General features: G+C 63.6%; 23 protein-coding genes. 4 read left to right on the top strand and 19 right to left on the bottom strand.

Annotation, left to right across the window (positions count from 1 at the left end; translation table 11 throughout):
- Positions 1 to 13 precede the first annotated feature (13 nt).
- From RBB18_RS05990 to RBB18_RS05955, 8 genes are all read right to left on the bottom strand, one after another.
- Complete coding sequence (locus RBB18_RS05990; protein WP_306110841.1) at positions 14 to 898, bottom strand: MBL fold metallo-hydrolase; 885 nt, start codon at positions 896 to 898, stop codon at positions 14 to 16.
- Between the two features lie 12 nt (positions 899 to 910).
- Entirely contained in the window at positions 911 to 1,348 is a 438-nt protein-coding gene (locus RBB18_RS05985) for a DUF6691 family protein (RefSeq protein WP_306110840.1), read from the bottom strand.
- Positions 1,349 to 1,351: 3 nt separating this feature from the next.
- On the bottom strand, positions 1,352 to 1,783 hold the full coding sequence (locus RBB18_RS05980) for a YeeE/YedE family protein (RefSeq protein WP_306110839.1): 432 nt from the start codon (positions 1,781 to 1,783) through the stop codon (positions 1,352 to 1,354).
- Positions 1,784 to 1,786: 3 nt separating this feature from the next.
- Complete coding sequence (locus tag RBB18_RS05975; protein ID WP_103764275.1) at positions 1,787 to 1,999, bottom strand: DUF2892 domain-containing protein; 213 nt, start codon at positions 1,997 to 1,999, stop codon at positions 1,787 to 1,789.
- A 208-nt stretch (positions 2,000 to 2,207) separates the two neighbouring features.
- Positions 2,208 to 3,335, bottom strand: a complete 1,128-nt coding sequence (locus RBB18_RS05970) for a hypothetical protein (protein WP_306110838.1) — start codon at positions 3,333 to 3,335, stop codon at positions 2,208 to 2,210.
- Between the two features lie 186 nt (positions 3,336 to 3,521).
- Positions 3,522 to 4,163, bottom strand: coding sequence for a DUF4386 domain-containing protein (locus RBB18_RS05965; RefSeq protein ID WP_306110837.1), 642 nt, complete (start codon positions 4,161 to 4,163; stop codon positions 3,522 to 3,524).
- 82 nt (positions 4,164 to 4,245) lie between these two features.
- Positions 4,246 to 4,929: a Crp/Fnr family transcriptional regulator gene (locus tag RBB18_RS05960; RefSeq protein ID WP_306110836.1), complete on the bottom strand. Its 684-nt coding sequence runs from the start codon at positions 4,927 to 4,929 to the stop codon at positions 4,246 to 4,248.
- 177 nt (positions 4,930 to 5,106) lie between these two features.
- Entirely contained in the window at positions 5,107 to 5,979 is an 873-nt protein-coding gene (locus RBB18_RS05955; RefSeq protein WP_274594253.1) for an NAD(P)-dependent oxidoreductase, read from the bottom strand.
- Between the two features lie 106 nt (positions 5,980 to 6,085).
- On the opposite strand from RBB18_RS05955, the gene RBB18_RS05950 reads away from it, so the two are divergent.
- The 3 genes from RBB18_RS05950 to RBB18_RS05940 all read left to right on the top strand — a co-directional run bounded on the left by RBB18_RS05950 (position 6,086) and on the right by RBB18_RS05940 (position 11,731).
- A complete protein-coding gene (locus RBB18_RS05950; RefSeq protein ID WP_306110835.1) occupies positions 6,086 to 8,560 on the top strand; it encodes a penicillin acylase family protein in 2,475 nt (824 codons plus the stop codon).
- 187 nt (positions 8,561 to 8,747) lie between these two features.
- Entirely contained in the window at positions 8,748 to 10,559 is a 1,812-nt protein-coding gene (locus RBB18_RS05945; RefSeq protein WP_306110834.1) for an ABC transporter ATP-binding protein, read from the top strand.
- Between the two features lie 11 nt (positions 10,560 to 10,570).
- Positions 10,571 to 11,731 carry a M20 aminoacylase family protein gene (locus RBB18_RS05940; protein ID WP_306110833.1) on the top strand — a complete coding sequence of 387 codons (1,161 nt, stop codon included), beginning with the start codon at positions 10,571 to 10,573 and terminating at the stop codon, positions 11,729 to 11,731.
- Positions 11,732 to 11,736: 5 nt separating this feature from the next.
- Here the strand turns inward: RBB18_RS05940 and RBB18_RS05935 are convergent, their stop codons facing one another.
- The 5 genes from RBB18_RS05935 to infC all read right to left on the bottom strand — a co-directional run bounded on the left by RBB18_RS05935 (position 11,737) and on the right by infC (position 16,521).
- Positions 11,737 to 12,051, bottom strand: a complete 315-nt coding sequence (locus RBB18_RS05935; protein ID WP_103764277.1) for a TraR/DksA family transcriptional regulator — start codon at positions 12,049 to 12,051, stop codon at positions 11,737 to 11,739.
- A gap of 62 nt (positions 12,052 to 12,113) precedes the next feature.
- Positions 12,114 to 13,022 carry an ABC transporter permease gene (locus tag RBB18_RS05930; RefSeq protein ID WP_306110832.1) on the bottom strand — a complete coding sequence of 303 codons (909 nt, stop codon included), beginning with the start codon at positions 13,020 to 13,022 and terminating at the stop codon, positions 12,114 to 12,116.
- Positions 13,015 to 14,022 carry an ABC transporter permease gene (locus RBB18_RS05925; RefSeq protein WP_306110831.1) on the bottom strand — a complete coding sequence of 336 codons (1,008 nt, stop codon included), beginning with the start codon at positions 14,020 to 14,022 and terminating at the stop codon, positions 13,015 to 13,017. The genes RBB18_RS05930 and RBB18_RS05925 overlap by 8 nt, the downstream gene beginning before the upstream one ends.
- Positions 14,023 to 14,064: 42 nt before the next feature.
- Positions 14,065 to 15,771: a peptide ABC transporter substrate-binding protein gene (locus tag RBB18_RS05920; RefSeq protein WP_306110830.1), complete on the bottom strand. Its 1,707-nt coding sequence runs from the start codon at positions 15,769 to 15,771 to the stop codon at positions 14,065 to 14,067.
- A 204-nt stretch (positions 15,772 to 15,975) separates the two neighbouring features.
- The gene (gene infC / locus RBB18_RS05915) at positions 15,976 to 16,521 is read right to left on the bottom strand and encodes a translation initiation factor IF-3 (RefSeq protein WP_152477076.1); all 546 of its coding nucleotides are present in this window, start codon (positions 16,519 to 16,521) and stop codon (positions 15,976 to 15,978) included.
- 203 nt (positions 16,522 to 16,724) lie between these two features.
- On the opposite strand from infC, the gene RBB18_RS05910 reads away from it, so the two are divergent.
- The gene (locus RBB18_RS05910; protein WP_306110829.1) at positions 16,725 to 17,666 is read left to right on the top strand and encodes a hypothetical protein; all 942 of its coding nucleotides are present in this window, start codon (positions 16,725 to 16,727) and stop codon (positions 17,664 to 17,666) included.
- 76 nt (positions 17,667 to 17,742) lie between these two features.
- On the opposite strand, the gene RBB18_RS05905 is transcribed toward RBB18_RS05910, so the two are convergent.
- From RBB18_RS05905 to cysG, 6 genes are all read right to left on the bottom strand, one after another.
- Complete coding sequence (locus RBB18_RS05905) at positions 17,743 to 18,588, bottom strand: ferredoxin--NADP reductase (RefSeq protein ID WP_306110828.1); 846 nt, start codon at positions 18,586 to 18,588, stop codon at positions 17,743 to 17,745.
- Positions 18,589 to 18,659: 71 nt separating this feature from the next.
- Positions 18,660 to 19,091: a DUF934 domain-containing protein gene (locus RBB18_RS05900; RefSeq protein ID WP_103764173.1), complete on the bottom strand. Its 432-nt coding sequence runs from the start codon at positions 19,089 to 19,091 to the stop codon at positions 18,660 to 18,662.
- Positions 19,088 to 19,834 carry a phosphoadenylyl-sulfate reductase gene (locus tag RBB18_RS05895; protein ID WP_306110827.1) on the bottom strand — a complete coding sequence of 249 codons (747 nt, stop codon included), beginning with the start codon at positions 19,832 to 19,834 and terminating at the stop codon, positions 19,088 to 19,090. Before RBB18_RS05895 ends, RBB18_RS05900 begins: the two co-directional genes overlap by 4 nt.
- Positions 19,821 to 21,488, bottom strand: coding sequence for a nitrite/sulfite reductase (locus RBB18_RS05890; RefSeq protein WP_103764175.1), 1,668 nt, complete (start codon positions 21,486 to 21,488; stop codon positions 19,821 to 19,823). The genes RBB18_RS05895 and RBB18_RS05890 overlap by 14 nt, the downstream gene beginning before the upstream one ends.
- Positions 21,488 to 21,790 (bottom strand): DUF2849 domain-containing protein, encoded by a 303-nt coding sequence (locus RBB18_RS05885; RefSeq protein ID WP_103764176.1) that lies wholly within the window; start codon positions 21,788 to 21,790, stop codon positions 21,488 to 21,490. The genes RBB18_RS05890 and RBB18_RS05885 overlap by 1 nt, the downstream gene beginning before the upstream one ends.
- Positions 21,790 to 23,184: a siroheme synthase CysG gene (gene cysG, locus RBB18_RS05880; protein ID WP_306110826.1), complete on the bottom strand. Its 1,395-nt coding sequence runs from the start codon at positions 23,182 to 23,184 to the stop codon at positions 21,790 to 21,792. The genes RBB18_RS05885 and cysG overlap by 1 nt, the downstream gene beginning before the upstream one ends.
- Positions 23,185 to 23,217: the final 33 nt, after the last annotated feature.

Below are 23,217 nucleotides of genomic sequence, written 5' to 3'. Positions count from 1 at the left end.
AATGTGCGGTGCCTTACAGCCCGTTAACCGGCACCTTCAGCACCGGGTTCCCGTCCTTGTCCGTCGGCACCTTGCCGGCCCGCATGTTCACCTGCAGCGACGGGATGATCAGCTTGGGCATCGCCAGGGTCGCGTCCCGCTCGGTGCGGAACTTGACGAACTCCTCGCGGCTCTTGCCGCCGCCGACGTGGATGTTGTGCGCTTTCTCGTCGCCGACACTGGTCTCCCACGCGATATCCCGGCCATTCGGTCCGTAGTCGTGACACATGAACAGGCGCATGGCGTCGGGCAGGGCCAGCACCTTCTGGATGCTGTCGTAAAGCTGCCCCGCATCCCCGCCCGGAAAATCCGCCCGGGCCGAGCCACCGTCGGGCATGAACAGAGTATCCCCCACGAACGCCGCGTCGCCCATCACATGCACCATGCAGGCCGGCGTGTGGCCCGGCGTGTACATGGCGAAACATTCCATCTCGCCCACGCGGTAGGTATCGCCGTCCTCGAACAGCGCGTCGAACTGCGACCCGTCGCGCTGAAACTCCGTGCCTTCGTTGAACACCTTGCCGAACGTGTCCTGCACGACCATGATCTTCGACCCGATCCCGATCTTGCCCCCCAGCTTCTCCTGGATATAGGGCGCGGCGGACAGGTGGTCGGCATGCACATGCGTCTCGATGATCCATTCCAGCCGCAGGCCCTGCTCCTCGACCTGCCGGATCAGTTCGTCGGCATGGTCATAGGTGATCCGCCCGGCGGCATAGTCGATATCCATCACGCTGTCGACGATGGCACAGGCGTCGCTGCCGGGGTCCTTCACGATATAGCTGATCGTGTTGGTGGCCTCATCGAAGAACCCCTGCACCTGCGGGTGAACACTCATATTCACGGGATAATCGGTCATGTCATGCCTCCTTTACGCCTCGGCCTTTCGTGGGAACAGCGGCAGCCCCTTGGCGAGTCGCGCCAGCGCCAGCCCGACACCCACCGCGGCCAGGAACAGGATAACCTCCCAGCGGCCCGTGCCAAGCGCCGGAATGGCCGCACCAGGGCAGAACCCCGCGATCCCCCAGCCGATCCCGAACAGGGCCGATCCTCCCACTAGTCTGCTGTCGATCACCGTCGAGCCGGGCACCTGGAACCCCCCGGCGAAAAGCGGCGCGGACCGCCGCCAGACCAGCCGATACCCGACAAAGGTCACCATGACGGCGCCCCCCATCACGAAGATCAGGCTCGCATCCCAAGTCCCTGCGATGTCCAGAAAGTTCAGAACCTTGGCCGGGTTGATCATCCCCGACAGCGTGATCCCTGTGCCGAACACGATACCTGTCAGCACTGCGAATAAAAGCTTCATCGCTCAGCCTCCCACCACATGACGGATGACATAGACAGTGATCGCCGCCGTGCCCATGAAGACCGGCACCGCGACCATCGACCGCCGTGACAGCCGCGACAGCCCGCACACCCCATGCCCCGAGGTACAGCCCGACCCGAGGCTCGCGCCGAATCCAACGACGATTCCTCCGATCACGATCATTGCCGGACTGACTGGCACGTCGATCTGCGGCCAGCGCCCGGTCGTCAAAAACATCAGCCCGGGCACCAGCACCATGCCCAGGATCAGCGCCGCGCGCCACGACAGCTCTTCGCGCCCTTCGGCAAAGACGACTCCCGACAGGATACCGGTCGCGCCGAAAATGCGCCCCAGCCCCAGCATCAGCAGCACCGCCGCCAGACCGATCAGTGCCCCGCCGCCCAGCGACGCGAATGGTGTGAACGCCGTCTCCATGATTTACCGCGCGCAGGTCCGGACGCCGAGGATGGAATAAACGGGGCAGACCCGCACCGCCGCGACGATCAGCATCACGACGCCCACGAACGCGGCAAGATACCTCCAAACCGGGGCTTCGAACGCGGGCAACCCGCTGAAAAACGCAAGATACAGCAGCACGACGCCTAGGGCGGCGCGCAGGATACGGTCGATGGTGCCTACATTGACAGTCATGGTGTCCTCCATGGAAAGTATGCCCCGATCATGCACCTCGGACCTTGCTCATGTCAGTGACATTGTCACCCAGCCTGTAGAATTCGGTCCGAAGACAGGGCGACTTTCATGATCAAACCGGACACGCGCACGCCTCCGGGCTACACAGCAAAACAGCCGCCGGTTCCCCGGCGGCTGCGTCTTCAATCATGGATATCGCCACTTGGCCTCAAAGAACGGCGCGTGCGACGCGCAGCAGTTGCAGCAACTCGTAATTCTCGTTGTTCATCTGCACCACTTGACCGTTTACCACGGCATAGTTCCGGTCGTTCCCAAGCTGTGGAAGGCGGTACAGGTCGATCAGTTCGCGCTGCGTCAACGCCGCCGTCGGTGAAACCGGCACGCCCCCGGTCACGTCGGTCACCTGCGCCAACTGGTTCACCAGCATGAACGAGCGGTAATCGTCATCGCCCAGCAGAACCGGCATCCCGTCGATCAGCGCATAGCGCTGGCCGCGCGGCGCGGGGTCAAGGCCGTAGAGGCGTGCAATCTCGTCCGATCGCAGCAGCAGGTAGCCGGGGTCGGGCTCCACGTCGTACCCGCGGCCCAGCCAATCGTCGCGGCGGTCGATCCAGATACGGTCATAACGGTCCCGGTCATAAGACACCCATTCGTCGTACCCGATGCCGTCCCGCGCCAGGCCCGGCGGCACGCAGGGCGGGTTTTTCTTGGCCAGCCCCGGCGGGCAGTTGGCATAGGTCACCAGCTCGTTACCGGGGATGTTCGACACCGCCATGTCCGGCGTCAACAGCGCAAGGCCCGCGCCGGTCAGGATCCGCGTCATGTCACGTCCGTCCGGGGCAGGGGCCTGGAAAATGCGCTCTACGACGTTTTCGCGCTCTGACGTGGTAAAGACCTTGCGGGCCTTGTCGGGCTTACCGTTGGCCTTCGCCGCGCGTTCCGCACCGTTGCCGTTGGAATTGCCCTTCGGTTGGCTGTTGCCGGCCTTTTTGGCGTTCCCGTTGCCCTTGCCGGGATTGCCATTACCAGCCTGCTTATTCCCCTTGTCGGGCTTGGCCTTTGCAATGCCGTTGCCGGCATTCGCGTTGCCGGCATTGCCTTTGCCGGCATTGCCCTTGGCCTTTTTCTGTGCGTTGCCGCCGCCCTGGCCCTTGACCTTGCCATTGCCATTGCCATTGCCATTGCCTTTGCCGCTGTTGCCCTGCGCCAGCCAGACCTGTGCGTCGGGCGCGGTACCAAGGCCCGTGGCCGTACCTGCCCCGTGTATCGGAGCGGCGGTCAGCGATTTCGAGGAAAGCGCAAGCGCCAATGCGCCGCCGATGAAGAAATTGGTCATGTCATGCACCTCTTGTTTCGCTGTCCAACGCCGGAATCAAGCGCCCCGTTCCATCGCTCTACTCGGCCGGACCTTGGACTGCATCGCGGTGGCACATCGTATCGCCGATATTGTCGTGCGCTTTCAGGTGCTTGGCTGCCAATTGGCGGAACGCCGCACGTTCCGGTCCAGCCCGGTCCACTGGATTCAGACCCGCGCCCGGATCAGCAACCACAGGCACAGCGCACTCTCGGCGACCATCGGCACCACGTAGGCGGGCTCAATCACGGCCATCCACTCAGGCGCCACAAGCCGCGCAAGGCTGCCTGCTCCGTAGACAACGCCGGACACCGCAATACCACCCGCGATCACGTTCGGCACCGCCGACCGCCACAACAGGACGGACATGATCGCGCTGTTCACCGCGAACAGGATCAACCCGACATCATACCCGATCGCGTGCAGGTCGGTCATATGCACCGCGAGGCGCGGCGCATCGGCCAGCACCATCGGCACGCTGCCAAGCGCCATCAGGCTCGCGCCGATCAGCACCGCCTGTCCCAGGCGGAATACCATCGCGGCCAGAGCCAGCGAGGCCGAAATATGACGCAGCAGGCCAAAGAACACCAGCGCAAGCGCCACATCCGCCAGCAACATCACGGTATCGGCCAACAAACTGAGCCGCAGTTGCGAAATACCGGCGCCGAGCGCCCGGACGACCTCTTCGGGCGATCCCGCAAGCAACGGTCCACGCAGCACCAGCTCCGCGGTCAGCCCGCAAAGGATGATTACGAGATACAGCGCCCCGGCAAGCCGGACGAGACGGGGGTCATCATGCGATGCCGCCATGCCAGCATCCTTTCATAAAAATGCGCGCGTTCCGGCGTCTATATCATAAAACTTGGCATCGGGACGGCGTGCGATTTGCACATCACGCGCTCTCCGCCAGCGCCCGCAGCGCGGACTTGTCCACCAGCTTGATCCGTCCCCGCGATTGCTGCACCAGCCCGCGTTTCTGGAAATCCGCCAGCACGCGCGAGATCACCTCGCGTGCTGTCCCCAGCTCGCTCGCCAGATCCTGGTGCGTGGCCGCGACCTCCTTCATGTCGCCCGCCAGTGCCAGCAGCCGCTCGGCCAGCCGCACGTCGATCCGGCCAAAGGCCACGTCGTCCACCACCCGCAGCATGTCGATCAGCCGCCGCGAATAGGCATCGAAGACGAATTTGCGAAACGGCTCTTCCTCGGCAACCAGCCGGTCGAAATCGGGCTTGGGCAGGACCACGGCGGTCACGTCCGTCTCGGCGATCCCTTCGGCGTTATAGGCTTCCTCGGCCAGCATGCAGGCGGTGGTCAGCACACAGCTGTCCCCGGCCTCCACGCGGTAAAGCACGATCTCGCGCCCGCCTTCCGAGGTCTGCGAGACCCGGATGCGCCCGTCGTAAAGGAAAAACAGCCGGTCCGGCACGTTGTCCGGCCCGAAAACCTGTGTGCCTTTCCCGATCCGCACGATCCGCGCCGCCCGGATCAGCCGGTCGCGCACGGCGCGGGGCAGGGCGCGTGTCCCTTGGAACCGCTCGGTCCAGTCCTCGATCCGTGTCGCCCCGTCCGCGCTCATCTATTCGCCTCTTGCGTGACTTTGTCACCGACACCGCACCAGACCCCGCCTAGCCTCGGGGTCACTCCCTGCCGGGCTCGCGGCCGGTTCCGCCACCAAGTTGCGCATGGCGGCGCGGCGCTGCAAGCCCTACGGAAAGCAAGAGGCGGGGCCACGCATCCCGGCCCCGCCTCGAAATCACCCCAGCTTGCGCAGCCGCTTGATCAGGCTCGACGTGTCCCAACGTCCGCCGCCCATATTCTGCACGTCCTTGTAATACTGATCCACCAGCGCCGTCACCGGCAGGGACGCACCGTTCTCGTCTCCGGTCTTCAGGCAGATCCCGAGGTCCTTGCGCATCCAGTCCACGGCAAAGCCATGCTCGAACTGGTCGTCCAGCATCGTCTCGTAGCGGTTGGCCATCTGCCAGCTTCCGGCCGCCCCCTGGCTGATCACCTCGACCACCGCGCGCCCGTCCAGCCCCGCCTTCTCGGCGAAATGCAGCGCTTCGGACAGGCCTTGCACCAGCCCGGCAATGGCGATCTGGTTGCACATCTTGGTCATCTGGCCCGCGCCGCTCTCGCCGATCCGGCGGCACAGCTTGGCATAGATTTCCATCACCGGCTCGGCCTTGGCATAAACCTCCGCGTCGCCGCCGCACATGATCGACAATTGCCCGTTCTCGGCCCCCGCCTGACCGCCCGAGATCGGCGCGTCGACATAGCCGATCCCGGCCTCCTTGGCGGCGGCATAAAGCTCTTCGGTCACCTGCGCCGACACCGTCGTGTGGTCGACAAAGGTCGCGCCCTTCGCCATACCCGCGAACGCCCCTTCCTCGCCCAGACAGACCGACCGCAAGTCGTCGTCATTGCCCACGCAGGACATCACGAACGCCGCGCCTTCCGAGGCCTCCCGCGGGGTGGGCGCGTGGCGCCCGCCATGCTCCTTAACCCAGGCCTCGGCCTTGACCCCCGTCCGGTTGTAGACGCAGACGTCATGGCCCGCCGATGCCAGGTGCCCGGCCATCGGATACCCCATCACGCCCAGTCCCAGAAATGCCAGCTTCGTCATCGTGATCTCCCTCGTGCCTTCGGGCCGCATTGTGAAGATCGGCCCATTGTCTATGCCGGGATTTGTGACTATCCCCACCGGAATGGCAACCTAACGTGGGTGGGGCATGGCGCAAGTGTTCAAATGGCTGGTGCGGATCGCGGGCGGTATGATCCTGCTCGGCCTGGTCGCGCTGCTGGGCGTCTATTTCCTGCTGTCGCGCTCGCTGCCCGACTATTCCAAGGATCTCGAGGTCATCGGCATCTTGGAGCCGGTCGAGATCGTGCGCGACAACGCCAACGTGCCGCACATCTTCGGCACCAACGACCCCGACACGTTCTATGGCCTGGGCTATGCCCACGCGCAGGACCGGCTGTGGCAGATGGTGATGATGCGCCGCACCGTGCAGGGGCGCCTCTCCGAGGTGTTCGGCACCCGCACCGTCGAGATCGACAAGATCCTGCGCCGCTTCGACCTCTACACGCTGGCCCAGCGGTCGGTCGAGGCGCAGGACACCCAGACACTCGCCGCCCTGCGCGCCTATTCCGCCGGGGTGAACGCACGTCTGCAGGAAATCAACGAATCCGCCTTGGGCCGCGGCGCGCCCGAGATGTTCCTCTTCAACAATCCCGTCTCGCCCTGGACGCCCGCCGACTCCATTGCCATCGTCAAGCTGATGGCGGTGCAGCTGTCGGCCCACCTGGAAGAGGAAGTGCTCTACGCCCACGCAGCGCTCGAGCTCGACGATTCCGACCGGATGGAAGACATCATGCCGCTCGCCCCCGGCACCGGCATCGCCGCGCTGCCCGATTACGCCAGCCTCTTCCCCGAGGGTACGCAATTCGCCCACAGCACAGGCGCAGGCATCCTCGACCACCCGCTTTCGCCTTTCAAGAAGCGCGCCTTCGCCGGCGCCTCCAACGCCTGGGCCGCCGCGCCCAAACGCTCGGCCTCGGGCGGCACTCTGCTGGCCAACGATCCGCATCTCGGCCTGACCGCGCCCGCCATCTGGTACCTCGCCCGGCTGGAGCTTCAGACCGGCGGCGTGATCGGCGCCACCATCCCCGGCGTGCCCATCGTCATGGCCGGGCGCAGCGCCGACCTGGGCTGGGGGGTCACCTCCTCCTATCTCGACGATCAGGACCTGTTCATCGAGCGCCTCAACCCAGACAACCCGCAGGAATACCTCACGCCCGACGGATACAAACCGTTCCGCACCGAAAGCACGATCATCCGCATCGTGGACAACGCGCCCATCACGCTCACCCTGCGCTGGACCGACAATGGCCCGGTGCTGCCCGGCTCGCATTACAACCTCGCCGATGTCACGCCTCCTGGCCACGTGGCCTCGCTCAGCTGGACGGCGCTGTCGGACAGCGACACGACGCTGTCCTCGGCCATGGCCCTGATGCGCGCGGCCTCGGTGGACGAGGCCATCGCGGCGGGCGAAAGCTACATCGCGCCGTCGCAGAACCTCACGCTTGTCGATCAGTCCACCATCGCCATGAAGACCATCGGCGCCATGCCCCGCCGCGACGCCGAGCATGAAACGCGCGGTCGCTACCCTTCGCGCGGGTGGGAAGACACCAATCGCTGGCAAGGCACGCTGGCCTATTCGGCGAACCCCGAGTTCAAGGCCCCGGCAGGCGGCGTTCTGGGCAACACCAACAACAAGACCGTGGACCGCCCGTTCCCCAACCATGTCAGCTACAAGTGGGGCGACACGCAGCGCGTCTTCCGCTGGCGCCGCCTGATGCAGAACCGCGAGGTTCACACCCGCGACAGTTTCATCGAGGCGCAGCTCGACACCGTCAGCTTCACCGCCCGCTCGCTGCTGCCGCTCATCGGCAAGGACCTGTGGTTCACCGGCGAGGCCGCGCCCGAGGGAACGCCCGAACGCCAGCGCCAGCGCGCGCTCACGCTGCTGTCGGAATGGAACGGCGAGATGAACGAGCATCTGCCCGAACCGCTGATCTACGCCGCCTGGCTCCGCGAGTTGCAACGGCGCCTGATCGTCGACGAACTCGGCCCGCTGGCCGACGACTTCACCCATCCCGACCCGGTCTTCATCGAGCGCGTCTACCGCGACATCGACGGCGCGTCCGCGTGGTGCGATATCCGCCAATCCACGGCCCAGGAAACCTGCTCGGACATCGCCCGCATCGCGCTCGACGCGGCGCTCATCTGGATCGACGAACGCTATGGCAGCGCGCTGGAAAGCCTGCGCTGGGGCGACGCGCACCAGGCGACCCACGATCACCAGACCCTGGGAGAGGTGCCGTTGCTGCGCTACTTCGTCAACATCCGCCAGTCGACCTCGGGCGGCGACAACACGCTCCTGCGCGGGCGCACCAAGGGGCAGGGACCCGACCCGTTTCAGAACGTCCATGGCGCGGGCTATCGCGGGGTCTATGATTTCGCCGACCCCGACAGCAGCGTCTTCATCACCGCCACCGGGCAATCGGGCCACTTCCTCAGCCGGCACTATGACGACATGGCCCAGCTCTGGCGCCGGGGCGAATACATCCCCATGTCGCTCGACGCCAATTTGGCGCGCGCCGCCTCGGTCGGAATCACCCGCCTGACCCCCGCCGCGCCCTGAGATGGCGCCGGAATTTTAACAAATTCCGGCGCCCACCGTCCGGTCCGTTCATTCGGGACGCCTGACAGGAACACCGTCGCGATACAGTAGCACATACCGACGCGATACCGACGCGGTTTTCAGCCACCGATTCGCCGTTAACCTTTGCCATTTGACCTCGCCGGACGCGGCGGGTTAACTCGGTTCCATGCGCGATATGCCCCTGGCCCGGATCGAAAACCTGCGCGTCTCGTTCCGCACCGACGCGGGCGATATCGACGCCGTGCGCGACGTCTCCTTTGAAATCGCACCTGGAGAAACCCTTGCAATCGTTGGAGAATCCGGCTCCGGCAAGTCCGTCACCTCGCTGGCCCTGATGCGCCTCGTCGGCTTCGACGGCGGACAGATCACCGACGGGCAAATGCTCTTCGACGCAGGGCAGGGTCCGGTCGACCTTGGAAAACTCACGCAAAATCAAATGCGTGACCTGCGTGGTGCCCGGATCGGCATGATCTTCCAGGAACCCTCCACGGCGCTCAACCCGGTTTTCACCATCGGTTTCCAGCTGGCCGAGGGCCTGCGCAAGCACCGCCGTCTTTCGCGCGCCGCCGCGCGGTCGAAGGCATTGGAATTGCTGCACGAAGTCCGGCTGTCCGAACCCGCCCGCCGTCTCACCCAATACTCCCATGAACTCTCGGGCGGCATGCGACAAAGGGTCATGATCGCCATGGCGCTGGCTTGCGAGCCGCGCCTGCTGATCGCCGACGAGCCCACCACCGCGCTCGACGTCACCACCCAGGCTGAAATCCTCGCCCTGATCGACCGCCTGCGCCACGACTTCGGCACCGCCGTTCTGTTCATCACCCACGACATGGGCGTCGTGGCCCAGGTGGCCGATCGCGTCGTGGTGCTCAAGGATGGCGAGAAGATCGAGGAAGGTACTGTTTCAAAAGTGTTTTCCGCGCCGTCCCATCCGTACACGCGGCACCTCCTTGCCGCTGTTCCGCGTCTTGGCGACATGCGTGGCAAGCCTGATCCCGAGCCATTCCCGCTCGACCCCGATAGCCCATCGAAACCGATCCCGGGGCAGGGCACCGAGCTTCTTCGGGTCGAGCACCTGAGCACCCGCTTTCCTGTCAGAGGCGGCCTGCTGCGCCGTACCATCGGACATGTTCACGCGGTCGAGGACGTGTCCTTTGCGATCAATGCGGGTCAAACTCTTGCACTTGTTGGTGAATCCGGTTGTGGCAAGTCCACCGTAGGCCGCTCGATTTTGCGGCTGGTGGAGCCGGACAGCGGGCGCATCATGCTGGACGGCCAAGACATCACGGCTTTGCAATCGGCTCAACTCCGTCGCATCCGGGCGCAGATGCAGATGATCTTTCAGGATCCTTACGGCAGCCTAAACCCCATGCTGCGCCTGGCCGAGCAGGTCGCCGAGCCCTTGCGAAACTTCACCAATGAAAACAAAGCGCAACGCACCGAACGCGTGGCGGCGCTCTTTGACCGTGTCGACCTGCCGCGCAGCTATCTCGACCGCTACCCGCACGAACTCTCGGGCGGACAGCGTCAACGGGTCGCCATCGCCCGCGCGCTTGCGCTTAACCCGAAATTAATCGTCGCCGACGAAGCTGTTTCGGCGCTGGATGTCAGCGTCCAGGCGCAGGTTCTGAACCTGTTGATGGAATTACAGGCCGACTTGGGGCTTTCGTACCTGTTCATCGGCCATGATATGGCGGTGGTCGAACGGGTCAGTCATCACGTCGCGGTCATGTTTGCCGGGCGCATCGTCGAACGCGGCCCCCGCGCCGCGGTGCTGGAAAACCCCCAGCACCCGTATACCCGCGCCCTCTTGCGTGCGGTGCCGGTCGCCGACCCTGCCCATAGGCACCGAATAAGTGATTTGAGTTTCAAACCGATCCCGTCCCCTATACACCCCAAGGGTCACGCGCCCGGTCCGTCGCTCTATCGCACCGTCGCGCCGGATCACGTCGTTCTGACCTCGGATTGTGGATACTGAAAGGACCGCCCATGCCCATCAAGAATCGCTTTGCAGAAATGCAGGATGAGATCACCGAGTGGCGCCGTGACATCCACGAAAACCCCGAGATTCTGTTCGATACCCACCGCACCAGCGCCCTGGTAGCCGAAAAACTGCAAAGCTTCGGCTGCGACGACGTGGTCACAGGGCTGGGCCGCACCGGCGTTGTGGCGGTCATCAAGGGGCATGAGGCAACGTCTGGCCGTACGATCGGTCTGCGCGCCGACATGGACGCGCTGCCCATTCACGAGGCGACGGGTCTCGACTATGCCTCGAAGACTCCGGGCGCCATGCATGCCTGCGGTCATGACGGGCACACCGCCATGCTGCTCGGCGCCGCCAAGTACCTTGCGGAGACGCGCAATTTCAACGGCACCGCCGTCATCATCTTCCAGCCCGCCGAAGAAGGCGGCGGCGGTGGCAAGGAAATGTGCGACGACGGGTTGATGGAGCGGTTCGGCATCCAGGAGGTCTACGGCATGCACAACTGGCCGGGGGTGGAGTCGGGTCAGTTCGCCATCCGTCCCGGCCCGTTCTTCGCCGCGACCGACAAGTTCGACATCGTCGTCGAAGGCAAGGGCGGCCACGCCGCCAAACCCCATGAAACCATCGATCCCACGGTCGTCACCGGCCATCTGGTGACTGCGCTGCAAACCATCGTCAGCCGCAACGCCGACCCGATCCAGCAGATCGTCGTGTCGGTGACCTCGATGGAAACCTCGTCGCACACCTTCAACGTCATTCCGTCGCGCGTCACGCTGATGGGCACAGTCAGAACGCTCAGCAATGAAACGCGAGAGCTGGCCGCGACCCGGATGAAGGGCATCTGCGACCATATCGGCGCGGCGTTCGGGGCCGAGATCTCGCTGGACTACGAATACAATTATCCGGTGATGGCCAACCATGATGAACAGACGGACTTTGCCGCTGAAGTGGCGAAATCCGTGTCAGGTCAATGTGATACAGCACCCCTGGTGATGGGCGGAGAGGACTTTGCCTTCATGCTCGAGGAACGCCCCGGCGCCTATATCCTCGTCGGCAACGGCGCCTCGGCCCCGGTGCACCACCCCGAGTACAACTTCAACGACGAGGTCATCCCGGCGGGGTGCAGTTGGTGGGCCGGGATCGTGGAACAGCGCATGCCGGCCTGACGCGGTCAGTCCGCGCAGGACGTGCAGAACGGGGTGTCCGGAAGAAATTCCAGCCGGGCCTCCGTGATAGGGTCGCCGCAAATGGTGCAGGTTCCGTAGGTGCCTGCTTCGATCCGCGCCAGCGCGGCGTCGATGCGCCGAACTTCGGCCAGCTCCGTCAGGCCGAGCGCTTCGAGCACCTCGTCGCCCTGCCGTTCCGACGCGCGGTCTTCCCAATCCTTGGACGGCGCCTCATCCAGCGTATGCTCGACTTGGGTCATATGCGTGGTCAATGCCTTGCGCCTTTCGATCAGGGCGGTCTTCTGGTGAGCGAAATTCATGTCGGCCTCCTGTTGCTGCGCCGTCAGCCTATCAGGCCGGGCAGGGCGTTCCTTGATCGGGATCAAAGCGGCGCCGCGCGTCCGCGCAACTTGGGATCAAGCGCATCGCGGAGGCCGTCGCCCATGAAATTCACGCTCAGCACCGTGAGCGAGATCATCACGCCGGGCCAGAACACCCGCCAGGGAAACTCGGACAGATAGACAACCCCGTCGCTCAGCAAACGACCCCAGGTGGGAAAATCGGACGGGAAGCCAAGCCCTAGAAAGCTGAGCGCGCTTTCGGTGATGATGGCGTTGGCGATGCCCAGCGTGGCTGAAACGACGATCGGCGACAGGATGTTGGGCAGGATATGCCGCGTGATCTGGCGCAGTTGCGTGGTGCCCGAGGCGCGCGCGGCCAACACGAACTCGCGCTCCCGCACGCTCAGGACATCGCCGCGCACGATCCTGGCGACCGGCATCCAGCTTGTGACGCCAATGGCCGTCACGATCAGCAGGAAGATGCCCGTGTTGGTGCCGACGGCACTGCTCAGCGCCTCGCGGAACAGCATCATGATGACCAGCAGTAGTGGTAACAGGGGCAGGGACAGGAACAGGTCCGTCAGCCGCATGAGCGGCCCGTCGAGCCGTCTGAAGACCCCGGCCGCCACGCCGACAAGAGTACCAAGAAGGACCGACAGCACCATCGCCGTCAGTCCCACGGCAAGAGAAATGCGCCCGCCCGACAGTACCTGGGCAAGCAGGTCTCGGCCCAGTTGATCGGTGCCGAAGGGATGCGCCATGCTCGGCCCTGCGTTGAGCGACGAAAAGTCTGGCGTATCCGGCGGAACGCGCCACAGAAGCGGGCCGGCAAGCACGGCAAAAATGATGACTGCGAACAGGCCGGCGCCGAACACCGCACCCTTGTGCCGCATGAACTGGCGCCACATGTCGCGCCAGGGACCGGAGGAAACGACGCGCCGCTCAGCCATAACGGATCCTCGGGTCGAGCAGGCCGTAAAGCAGGTCTGCCAGCAGATTGGCCAGCACGATCAGCACCGCGAACAGGAAAGTGAGCGTATGCACAAGCGGTACGTCATTCGCCTTGATCGCGCTGATCAGCTGCGCCCCGATCCCGTTGATCGCAAAGACCTGTTCGGTGATGATCGCCCCGCCGAAAATAGCCGGTGCTCCCAGTGCAATCACGGTCACCACAGGGATCATCGAGTTGCGCAGGACATGCACCATCAAGACGACCCATTCGCTCATGCCCTTGGCCCGCGCCGTCCGTACGTAATCCTGCCCCAGGTTGTCCAGCACCGCCGATCGCATGTAGCGGCTTATCTGCGCCGTGGTTTGGACCGACAGTACCATCACCGGCAGGACCATCTGACGGACCTGATATGTGAAGCTTTCCCAGTCGGTGACACGATGCGTGGTCTCGTAGATGAATGGAAAGACGTCCAGTTGAACGGAGAACACGTATATCACCAATGGCCCGGTCAGGAACGGTGGCAGGGAGTAGCCCAGCATTGTCACCAGGCTTCCTGCGTTGTCGAACACCGAATACTGGCGGTAAGCCGAGTATATGCCGATGGGCAGAGCCATCAGTATCCCCACGACATAGGCCGTCCCGACCACCCAAAGCGTTTGGGGCAGGGCCTGCGCGATCTCGAACATCACTGGCGCACGGCTTTGCCAACTCAGAACGCGCGGCTTGTCGACAGCCATGGAGGTGCCGAAGATGTTGTCGATCAGCACCTGCGGCTCGACCCAGAAAATCTGCACCATCCAACGCCAGAACCGCACATGCAACGGCTCTCCAAGGCCGAGCGCCTCGCGCATCTGGGCCTTCACCTCGGGCGAAATCGTCTGCGGCAGGTTTCCCATCGGATCGCCGGGCGCGAGGTCCAGCAAAAGGAAAATGATCAGCGCTATCACGATCAGCAGCGGGATCGAAACCAGCAGTCGGCGCAGCGCGAATGTCAGCATTCCACCCGGTCCATTTACGCCACGCCTATCCCGGTTGCCGGATCATTCGGCCGATAGGCGGTGCCAGTCTGCCACGTTCCAAAGCTCGCTGTCCCATGTGTTCAGAACGACGCCACCAAGCGAATTGACATGCGCTGATACGCGACCGCGATGAACAAGCGGCAAGATAACGAAGTCCTGCACCAGCATGTCGTTCATGGCGCGGGCCAACTTCGCGCGCTCGTCACGACCGCCGGTCTCTCGCAGCTCGGCCGACAGCGCGTCGAAAGCCTCGTTGCAGTAACGGGGCATGTTGGTGCCCTGCCACTGGTTCTCTGGTGTTGGGATGCGCTCACAGGTCCAACTGGCCATGTACGCCTCGGGATCTGTTCCATCGAACATCTGGGCGTACATTTGAACGTCGGCATAGAATTTCTGATAGGTGTACGGGCTGTTCGCGTCGCTACCGAAAAAGATGTTGCCGTCGATATTGCGCAACTCGGTTTCCACGCCCAACTGGGACCACCAGCTTTTGATCGCGGCCTGGAAGGTCTGTCTCACGGCGTTGGTGGAGGTCTGGAAGATCATGCGCAGCGGCACGCCGTCCTTGTCGCGGACACCGTCGCCATCGCTGTCGGTCCACCCGGCACTGTCCAGAAGTGCCTTGGCGCCTTCGATATCCTGCACCTTGCAGGCCTCGTTGGCGTCGGAGGCATAGACCTCGGGGGCGGGCAGGATGTTGCAGGTAACGCGCCCGGCCTCGCCATAGCCGATCTGTACCAGGATTGACCTGTCGATGGCCATGCTCAGCGCCTGACGCACCGCGATGTCGTCCAGGAACGGATGCGGATGTGCGAGGGTCGAGCGTTCTTCGCCAAGATCCGCATCGGGATTTGTCATGTTGATCACGATCCGTTCGACCAGCGTTCCGAAGGCCGATACCACCTCCCCATTGCCGGCGGCCTGCATGCCGTCCAGCACTTCGGGGGGCAATTGCAGGTTCCAGGCATAATCGTAATCCGCGGTTTCGAGCACGGCGCGAGCAGCATTTTCTGCCGTGCCGCCGCCTTTGATCAGGAGGCTGGCAAAGGCGGGCTTGGCGGGGTCGCGATAATTTGGATTGGCCGACATCTTGACCGTATCGCCGGTGCGGAACTCGTCCACCACGAAGGGACCGGTGCCGATGGGATAGAAGTTGGCATCGGTACAGGTCGGGGCCCGCTCGCCCAGGCAGTCAGCGAATTGGTCGGCCTGCAGGATGGGGGAGGAGGCGCCGACGAATGCGTCGTAGGGAAACGGCTTTGGCTCGTCAAATCGGACAACGACGGTGCGGTTGTCGGGCGTTTCGATATCGGTAATGCCCGCGAACTTGTCCACATGCGCACAGCCGCCGCCCTCGGCGGTGCAATAGGACCATGTGAACTTGACGTCTGCCGCAGTCACGGGCGTGCCATCGGACCATGTGAGGTCGTCGGAAAGACGCCAGGTGATCGACTTGAAGTCGTCGCTCACACCGCCGTTTTCGACCGTTGGGATCTCGTCCACCAGCCATGGCACCATATCGCCGGTCTCGTCGTATCGAGCCAGTGGTTCAAGAACGAGGCTGGCTGACTCGATATCCTTGATGCCGCCGGAAAGATAGGGGTTCAGGATCGACGGTGCTTGCCAGAAAATCAGGTTGACCTGGCCGTCGCTCGCCCGTTCGGCAAAGGCGCCCTGTGCGACAGTACAGGCAAGAAACCCTGCGACCACAAGCCGTCTACACTGCATCCCCAAGTCCCCTCTTGATCCGTATCACCACGCACAACGTCGGCTACTATGGCGTATCGTGAACCCTTGATTTTTGTGAGTGACGGGTTCCGGGCGGGTGATCCAAATGTCATCAGACCATCTGACCGCCAGAAAATCAAGCGATCAGACTGGCCCGGTCAGACCGCGCAAGCGGCTGACCCCGGCGGCACGAATTCTGACGGTCTACTTGGCTCCCGGGGCGATGATCATGATCATCTGGCGGCCTTCCATCTTCGGCATGTTCTCGACCTTGCCGATTTCCTTGATGTCCTCGGCCACCCGCTGCAACAGTTCGCGGCCCAGATCCTGGTGCGCCATTTCGCGACCGCGAAACCGCAGGGTAATCTTCACCTTGTCGCCATTCTCCAGAAAGCGGAACACGTTGCGCATCTTGACGTCGTAGTCATGCGTGTCGGTGTTGGGGCGGAACTTCACCTCCTTCACCTCGATGACCTTTTGCTTCTTGCGCGCCTCGGATTCCCGCTTTTGCTGTTCGTACTTGTATTTGCCATAGTCCATGATCTTGCAGACCGGCGGGTTGGCGTTCGGCGAGATTTCCACCAGGTCCAGACCGGCCTCTTCTGCCATGCCCATGGCGCGTTCGGGCGTCACGACGCCGACGTTTTCACCTTCCGCGCCGATCAGGCGGATTTCCGGAACGCGGATCTTGTCGTTGATGCGGGGGCCGGTGTCGCGCGTCGGGGGCGCGTTGTGTGGTCTGCGAGCTATGGTTTTTGTCCTTCGATCGTTCAGCGAGTTTGAGGTCGCAAGGTAACCGCGCGTAGGGGGTGTTTCAAGCGGCAAAATCGGGGGTCAGAGCCTTGACCGGCGGTAATTTCCCCTTGCATGCACCGTTTTTACGCTTCATCTCGAAGCAACTGTGAGGCAGGCTGTGAAAGTCTTCAGAAACCTGCCAGTTGAGAGGAATACCAATGAGAAACATTTTGTGGCTGATCGTGGCCCTTGTCATCCTTGCCGGGGGCTACATGCTCTTCACCGGCAAGTCACCGCAGGAAGTTGTGGACGAGGTGTCCGAAACTGTTTCCTCGCCCGAGGAACTGGAAAGCGCCGCGGATGCCGCCGGCGAGGCAACCGAGAATGCCGTTCAGGAAACCGGCGAGGCCCTGGAGGCTGCTGGCGACGCAACGGCCGAGGCCGCCGAGGATGCCGGTGAGGCCGCGGAAGATGCCGTTGAAGCGACCGGGCAAGCCGCCGACGAAGCAGCGCAGGAGGCCGTGGAGGCGGCCGACGATGCGGCCAATTTCGCTGAAGACACCGCCGCGGATGCAGCCGACACGGCCAGTGACGCCGCAGGTGCTGCTGCCGAAGCCGCGGCGGACGCAGCAGATGCGACCGCAGAGACAGCCGAGGAAGTGGCCGAGGAAACCACGCAAGCCGCTTCTGACGCGGCGGACGCGGCTGCCGACACGGCCAGCGATGCGGCGGATACAACCGAGGCTGCCGCCGAGGACGCGGTTGAGGAGACCGCGGATGCCGCGGGCGATGCCGCGACCGCAACTGAAGATGCGGCACGCGCGACCGAAGAGGTGGCAGACGACGCTGCCGATACCGCCGACGCCGCAGCCGACGGCACCGAAGCCACAGCGGAAGAGGCTGCGACTGAAGCAGCAGAGGCAACGGACGAGGCCGTCAATTCGACTGAAGCGGCGGCATCCGAGGCTTCCGAGACCCCCATCACCGAGCTGCTGACACCCGAGGGGTTCGATTACGACAAGGTTACCGAGTACATCGACAACTCGGACCTCGGGACGGTGCAAAAAACGGGTCTGAAGTCGAGCCTGCAAGCCGCACGGGACAATCCCGATATGCTGGAAAGCGCGCTGGATGCCGTACGCGAGGCGCTGAACCTCTGATCGGATCGGACTTGCTGCAAAGACAAAACCCGCGCTGCGATCAGCGCGGGTTTCTTATTTGAGGCTCGAAAGAGGGTCAGTCGAGAAACGCTTTTTCGACCACGTATTCCTTGGGATCGGAATTGGCCCCCTCGCGCAGGCCGTATTCCTCGAGCATCTCCTTGATCTCGAGGTTGAAGGCCAGGTTGCCGCAGACCATCGCGCGGTCGATCTCGGGAGTAAGGGGCTCGACGTCCAGGTCCTCGAACACTTCGCCCTTGCGCATCAGGTCGGTGATCCGGCCCATCTTGGCGCTCTCTTCGCGGGTCGTCGTGGGATAGTAGCGCAGTTTCTCGTGAAAGCCTTCGCCGATCAACTCTTCCAGCAACTCGTCTTTGCGGATGCCGTCGATCAGCTCCTTGCCATAGGTCAGTTCGCCCACCTCGCGGCAGGTGTGGGTGATGATGACCTCGTCGTAGTCGGTATAGGTCTGCGGGTCGCGCAGCAGCGAGGCGAAGGGCGCAAAGCCGGTGCCCGTTGCAAAAAGCCACAGCCGCTTGCCCGGCAGCAGCGCGTCATGCACCAGCGTGCCCACGGGTTTGGGGCGAAGGATAATCTCGTCTCCCGGTTCGATATGCTGCAGGCGGCTGGTCAGGGGCCCGTCCTGCACCTTGATCGAATAGAATTCCAGTTCGTCGTCCCATGACGGCGAGGCGATGGAATAAGCCCGCAGGAGCGGCTTTTCCTTGCGGGTCTTCTCGTCTTTCTGCATCAGCCCGATCATCACGAACTCGCCCGAGCGGAAGCGCAGGCTGGCAGGGCGGGTGGTGCGGAAGGAAAACAGCCGGTCGGTCCAGTGTTTGACCGCCGTCACTGTCTGGGCGTCGGGCAGGGTGGGGACTTTGACGGGTTTCGCTTCGGTCACGCTTACGGTCTCGTTCATCAGAAATCATCGTCCGGGGTCTTAATCCGGGCGTCTCCTCGTATACTTTGATTCAGGTCAGATTACAGGGGTCATTCGGCGGGAATCTTGCCGCGCCCGGTGCCGCGCAGACGGGCCTGGTAGTCATGCGCCTGCCAATTCGCCCGGAACAGCCACTGGTCCTCGGGCTGCCGTTCCGCCAGATCGTCGGAGATTTCCACCTCGTCGAAGCCGGACCTGCGTGCCATCGCATATTGATCGGCAATGACGTGGCCGCGGGCCCGCAGGCGTCCCTTGAAGCCCATCAGTCGCAACTGGCGCGCGATGGTAAAGCCGCGCCCGTCGGAAAAGCTGGGAAAATCGACACGGATCATCGGGATGTCCGAAATCCGCCCGGCCAGCTCGTTCGGGTCGTTGCTGGACGCAAGATCGATGGCGCAGCCCGGATGCGCGTCGTTCAGCGCGGCGATGGGGCCGTCCCAATCGTCGTTTGCAAAGCCTTGATCGGTCACGATAACGCTCATGCCGTTTCTCCTGTTCTGACGGGTTTTCCGTTGACGAAATGAATGCCGCATTCGGACTTGTCGGTTCCGCGCCAGCGGCCCGCGCGGGCATCTTCACCGGCCGCCACGCGGCTGGTGCAGGGCTGGCAGCCGATCGAGGGGTAGCCCTGTGCCACCAGCGGGTGACGGGGCAGGCGGTTTTCTTCCATGTAGGTCTGCACGTCCTGACGCGTCCAATGCGCCAGCGGGTTGACCTTCATCCGGCCTGTGGCCTCTTCGGTCTCGAAAAAGTCAAGCGCAGCCCGGTCGCCGCCGTGATAGCGTTTGCGGCCCGTGATCCAGCCATCAAAACCTTGTAACGCGCGTTGAAGCGGCACGGTTTTGCGCAGTGTGCAGCAAGCATCGGTGTCGGACTGGTGCAGGTCTCTGTTGGGGTCCTGTTCGGCTACCGCGTCCGCGTCGGGGCGAATGATCCGCAGGTCCTTCAGGCCCAGTCGCTCGGCCAGATCCTGTTGGTAGACAAGGGTTTCGGCAAAGAGCATTTCGGTGTCGAGAAAGATCACCGGCGTGTCGCGCTTCAGCACAGAGATCATGTGCAGAAGCACCACGGATTCCGCGCCGAAACTTGACACGAGGGCCAGTTTTCCGGCGTCCGGGCTTGCTAATGCATGGCTCAGAACGGCGGTCGCCGAATTCAGGCGATACCACTCGTTGAGGCCCGAGACGCGGGTCGGCAGGCTGGTGTCTATCTTACTCTGCAGCATAGGATTTCTCCTGCTCGTAGAGTGCGGTTTTGAACGGCGCCATGCCGACGCGGCGGTAGAATTCCAGGAACGTCTCGTCCCGGTCCTGCCTTTGATCGAGATAGGCCTCGACGATCCGCTCGATGGCCGGAATGATCTCGTCTGCCGAAAAGCCCGGTCCGGTACGGTCGCCGATGGTTGCGTTCTCGGTATGGTCGCCGCCCAGTGTGATCTGGTAGTTCTCGACGCCGGCACGGTCGAGGCCAAGGATGCCGATATGGCCTACGTGATGGTGACCGCAGGCATTGATGCAGCCCGAAATCTTGATCTTCAGTTCGCCGATATCATGCTCCAGCTTCAACTCGTCGAAGCGGGTTGCGATCTGCTGGGCGATCGGGATGGACCGCGCCGTGGCCAGCGCGCAATAGTCCATGCCCGGGCATGCGATGATGTCCGAGATCAGGCCGATATTCGCCGTGGCCAGACCGTGCTTTTTCAAAATGGCGTGCAGCGCGGGCAGGTTGGACTTGTGCACATGCGGCAGGATCACGTTCTGCTCGTGGCTGATGCGCAGTTCGTCATGGCCGTAGAATTCGGCAAGGTCGGCCATCACCCGCATCTGGTCCGCCGTGGCGTCGCCCGGCGTGGCGCCGTGGGCCTTGAGGCTGATCTGCACGATGGCGTATCCCGGCGCCTTGTGGGCGATGAGGTTGGTGTCGGCCCAGGACCGGAAGATCGGGTCGGTCTTGTACGTGGTCTCGAACACCTCGGTGCCGTCCTGCCGAAAGGCAGGCGGTGCGAAAGCGGTCTTGATGTCTTCGAAGAGGGCAACGTCGATGCCGCTGAACGCGGGGCGGATAACCTCGAACCGCTCCTGCACCCGGGCGCGGATGTCGTCGATGCCGTGTTCATGCACCGTGATCTTGATGCGCGACTTGTACTTGTTGTCGCGCCGTCCGAGCAGGTTCCAGACGCTGACCGTGGCCTCGACATAGGGCAGCAGGTCTTCCTGGCTGACGAAATCCGACAGTACCTTGCCGATCATCGGCGTCCGGCCAAGGCCACCGCCGACGAGAACGCGATAGCCGATCTCGCCATCACGCTCGACGATCTGCAGGCCGATGTCGTGCGCCTTGATCACAGCGCGGTCGTTCGGGCTGCCGGTGACGGCAATCTTGAACTTGCGCGGCAGGAACTGGAATTCCGGGTGATCGGTGGTCCATTGCCGCAGCAGTTCCGCCACCGGGCGCGGATCGGCAATCTCGTCCTCGGCGGCGCCCGCGAAATGATCGGCCGTCACGTTGCGGATGGTGTTTCCGCTCGTCTGGATGGCGTGCATCTCGACCTCGGCCAGCGCATCGAGGATTTCCGGCACATCGCGCAGTTCCGGCCAGTTGAACTGGATGTTCTGGCGGGTGGTGAAATGGCCATAGCCCTTGTCCCACGTCTCGGCGATATGGGCGAGCTGGCGCATCTGGGCCGCGTTGAGCGTGCCATACGGGATCGCCACGCGCAGCATGTAGGCGTGCAGTTGCAGGTAGAGGCCATTCAACAGGCGCAGCGGCTTGAACTCGTCCTCGGTGAGGTTGCCGGCGATGCGGCGCTCGACCTGGGCGCGGAACTGGTGGTTGCGCTCGGCCACGAAGGCGGCGTCAAATTCGGAATAGGAATACATCAGTTTACCTCGGCTTGTTTGCCATGGTGATAGTTGGACGGGCCAGTGCGGCGGAATTCCTCGCGGAAATGCGTCGGCTGGGGGCCGTCATCAGAGGGTTTCGCATCGGCCAGGTACGGCCCGACGACCAGTTCAGGCTGCCCTTCGGCCTGCGCCAGCCGCAGCTTGGCGAGCGCCTCGTCGCTGATCAGTTCAGCCTCGGAAAGATGCCGCGACCAGCGGTCATCGACAGTCTGGTAGACGACGTCGCCTTCCAGCAGGGCGTTGGCGGTGACGACCTTGGGGGTGAATTCTTTGGGCATCAGGCGAACTCCTGCGACGTAAGGGTCAGATTTGCCTCTGCGGCACGGGGCGCGAGGCCGATGAAGGTCAGGGCAGGGCCGGAAAGATCAGACGCTTCCAGGTCCTGCGCCATGCGGGCTACGGTGGTGGCGACGATGCGCTGTTCTGGGCGCGACGCATTCTCGACGATGCTGACGGGGGTGGCGCGGTCCGCGCCGTGCATCAGCAGGCGGCCCTGGATGAACCGGCTGGATTTCTTGCCCATGTAGATCGCCGCGACCTCGCCAGGTTGGGCGAGGGCGGTCCAGTCCTGCTCGGCATAACCTTTCATGTCGTGGCCAGTGACAAAGCGGACAGCGGCGTTGCGCTCGCGCTTGGTCAGGCTTTGACCGATGGCGGCCACACCGGCAGATGCGGCGGTGATCCCTGGCACGATGTGCCAACCGACCCCGGCGGCGTTGACCGCGTCCACCTCTTCGTCAAGCCGGCCAAAGACGGTCGGATCGCCACCTTTCAGGCGCACGACCTGCGCACCGGTGGCGGCGTGTTCGACGATCAGCGCGTTGATAACCTCCTGCGACATCGCGGGACCGAAACCGGTCTTGCCCGCGTCGATCAGTGTCGCCTCGCGGCGGGCCAGCTCAAGTATCTCGGGCGTAACCAGGCGATCGTGGATGACCACATCGGCGGCGTCGAGCGCCTTGCGGGCCTTGAGTGTCAACAGTTCGGGGTCGCCGGGGCCCGCGCCGACGAAGGCCACGTGGCCTTGGCGTTCTTCGGCGTTCACATGGCTGTCCAGAAGCTCGGGAAGAATCTCGTTGACGGCCTCTTCGCCGCCTTCATCCATCGCGCGCGGGCCGGCTCCGAAATAGTACTCCGACCAGAAATCACGGCGCTTGCGGCCCATGGGCAGCACCTCGACCGCCTTGCGGAACGCTTTGCCAATGCGGGCGAGGGTGCCCAGCGTGGCGGGCAGGCGTTCTTCCAGATCGGCCTTGATCGCGCGGGCCAGAACAGGGGCCGCGCCCTCGGTACCAATCGCGACAGTCACCGGGTCACGATCGACGATGGCCGGCGTGATGAAGGCACTGTCCTGAAGGTTGTCGACGATGTTCACCAGAGCGCCGTCCGCGCGAGCGATGGCGGAGGTGCGCGCGTCCTCGGCCTCGTCCTCGTCCGCGGCATAGAACAGCACGGCACAGGTCGTATCGCCCGGTTCCATCGCGCGGCGCACGAGGCGCAGCTTGCCGGCGGTATGCCAGTCCTCGATCTCTTGCGCCGGCGCTGGTGCGAAGACCGTCAGTTGCGCTTCGGTTTTCAGAAGCAGGCGCAGCTTGGCGAGTGCGGCGTCGCCACCGCCCGAAAGCACCACGCGGCGCCCTTCCAGTGCGACGAAGATGGGAAAATGTTTCACGGCGGCTTGCCTCCGGCTGCGATTGACTTGTGT

The sequence above is a fragment of the Roseovarius sp. MMSF_3298 genome, assembly GCF_030733705.1.
In the GTDB taxonomy this organism is placed as follows: Bacteria; Pseudomonadota; Alphaproteobacteria; order Rhodobacterales; family Rhodobacteraceae; genus Roseovarius; species Roseovarius confluentis.
Note: the sequence above shows the minus strand (reverse complement) of the source record. Positions and strands in the feature narration are given on the sequence as shown.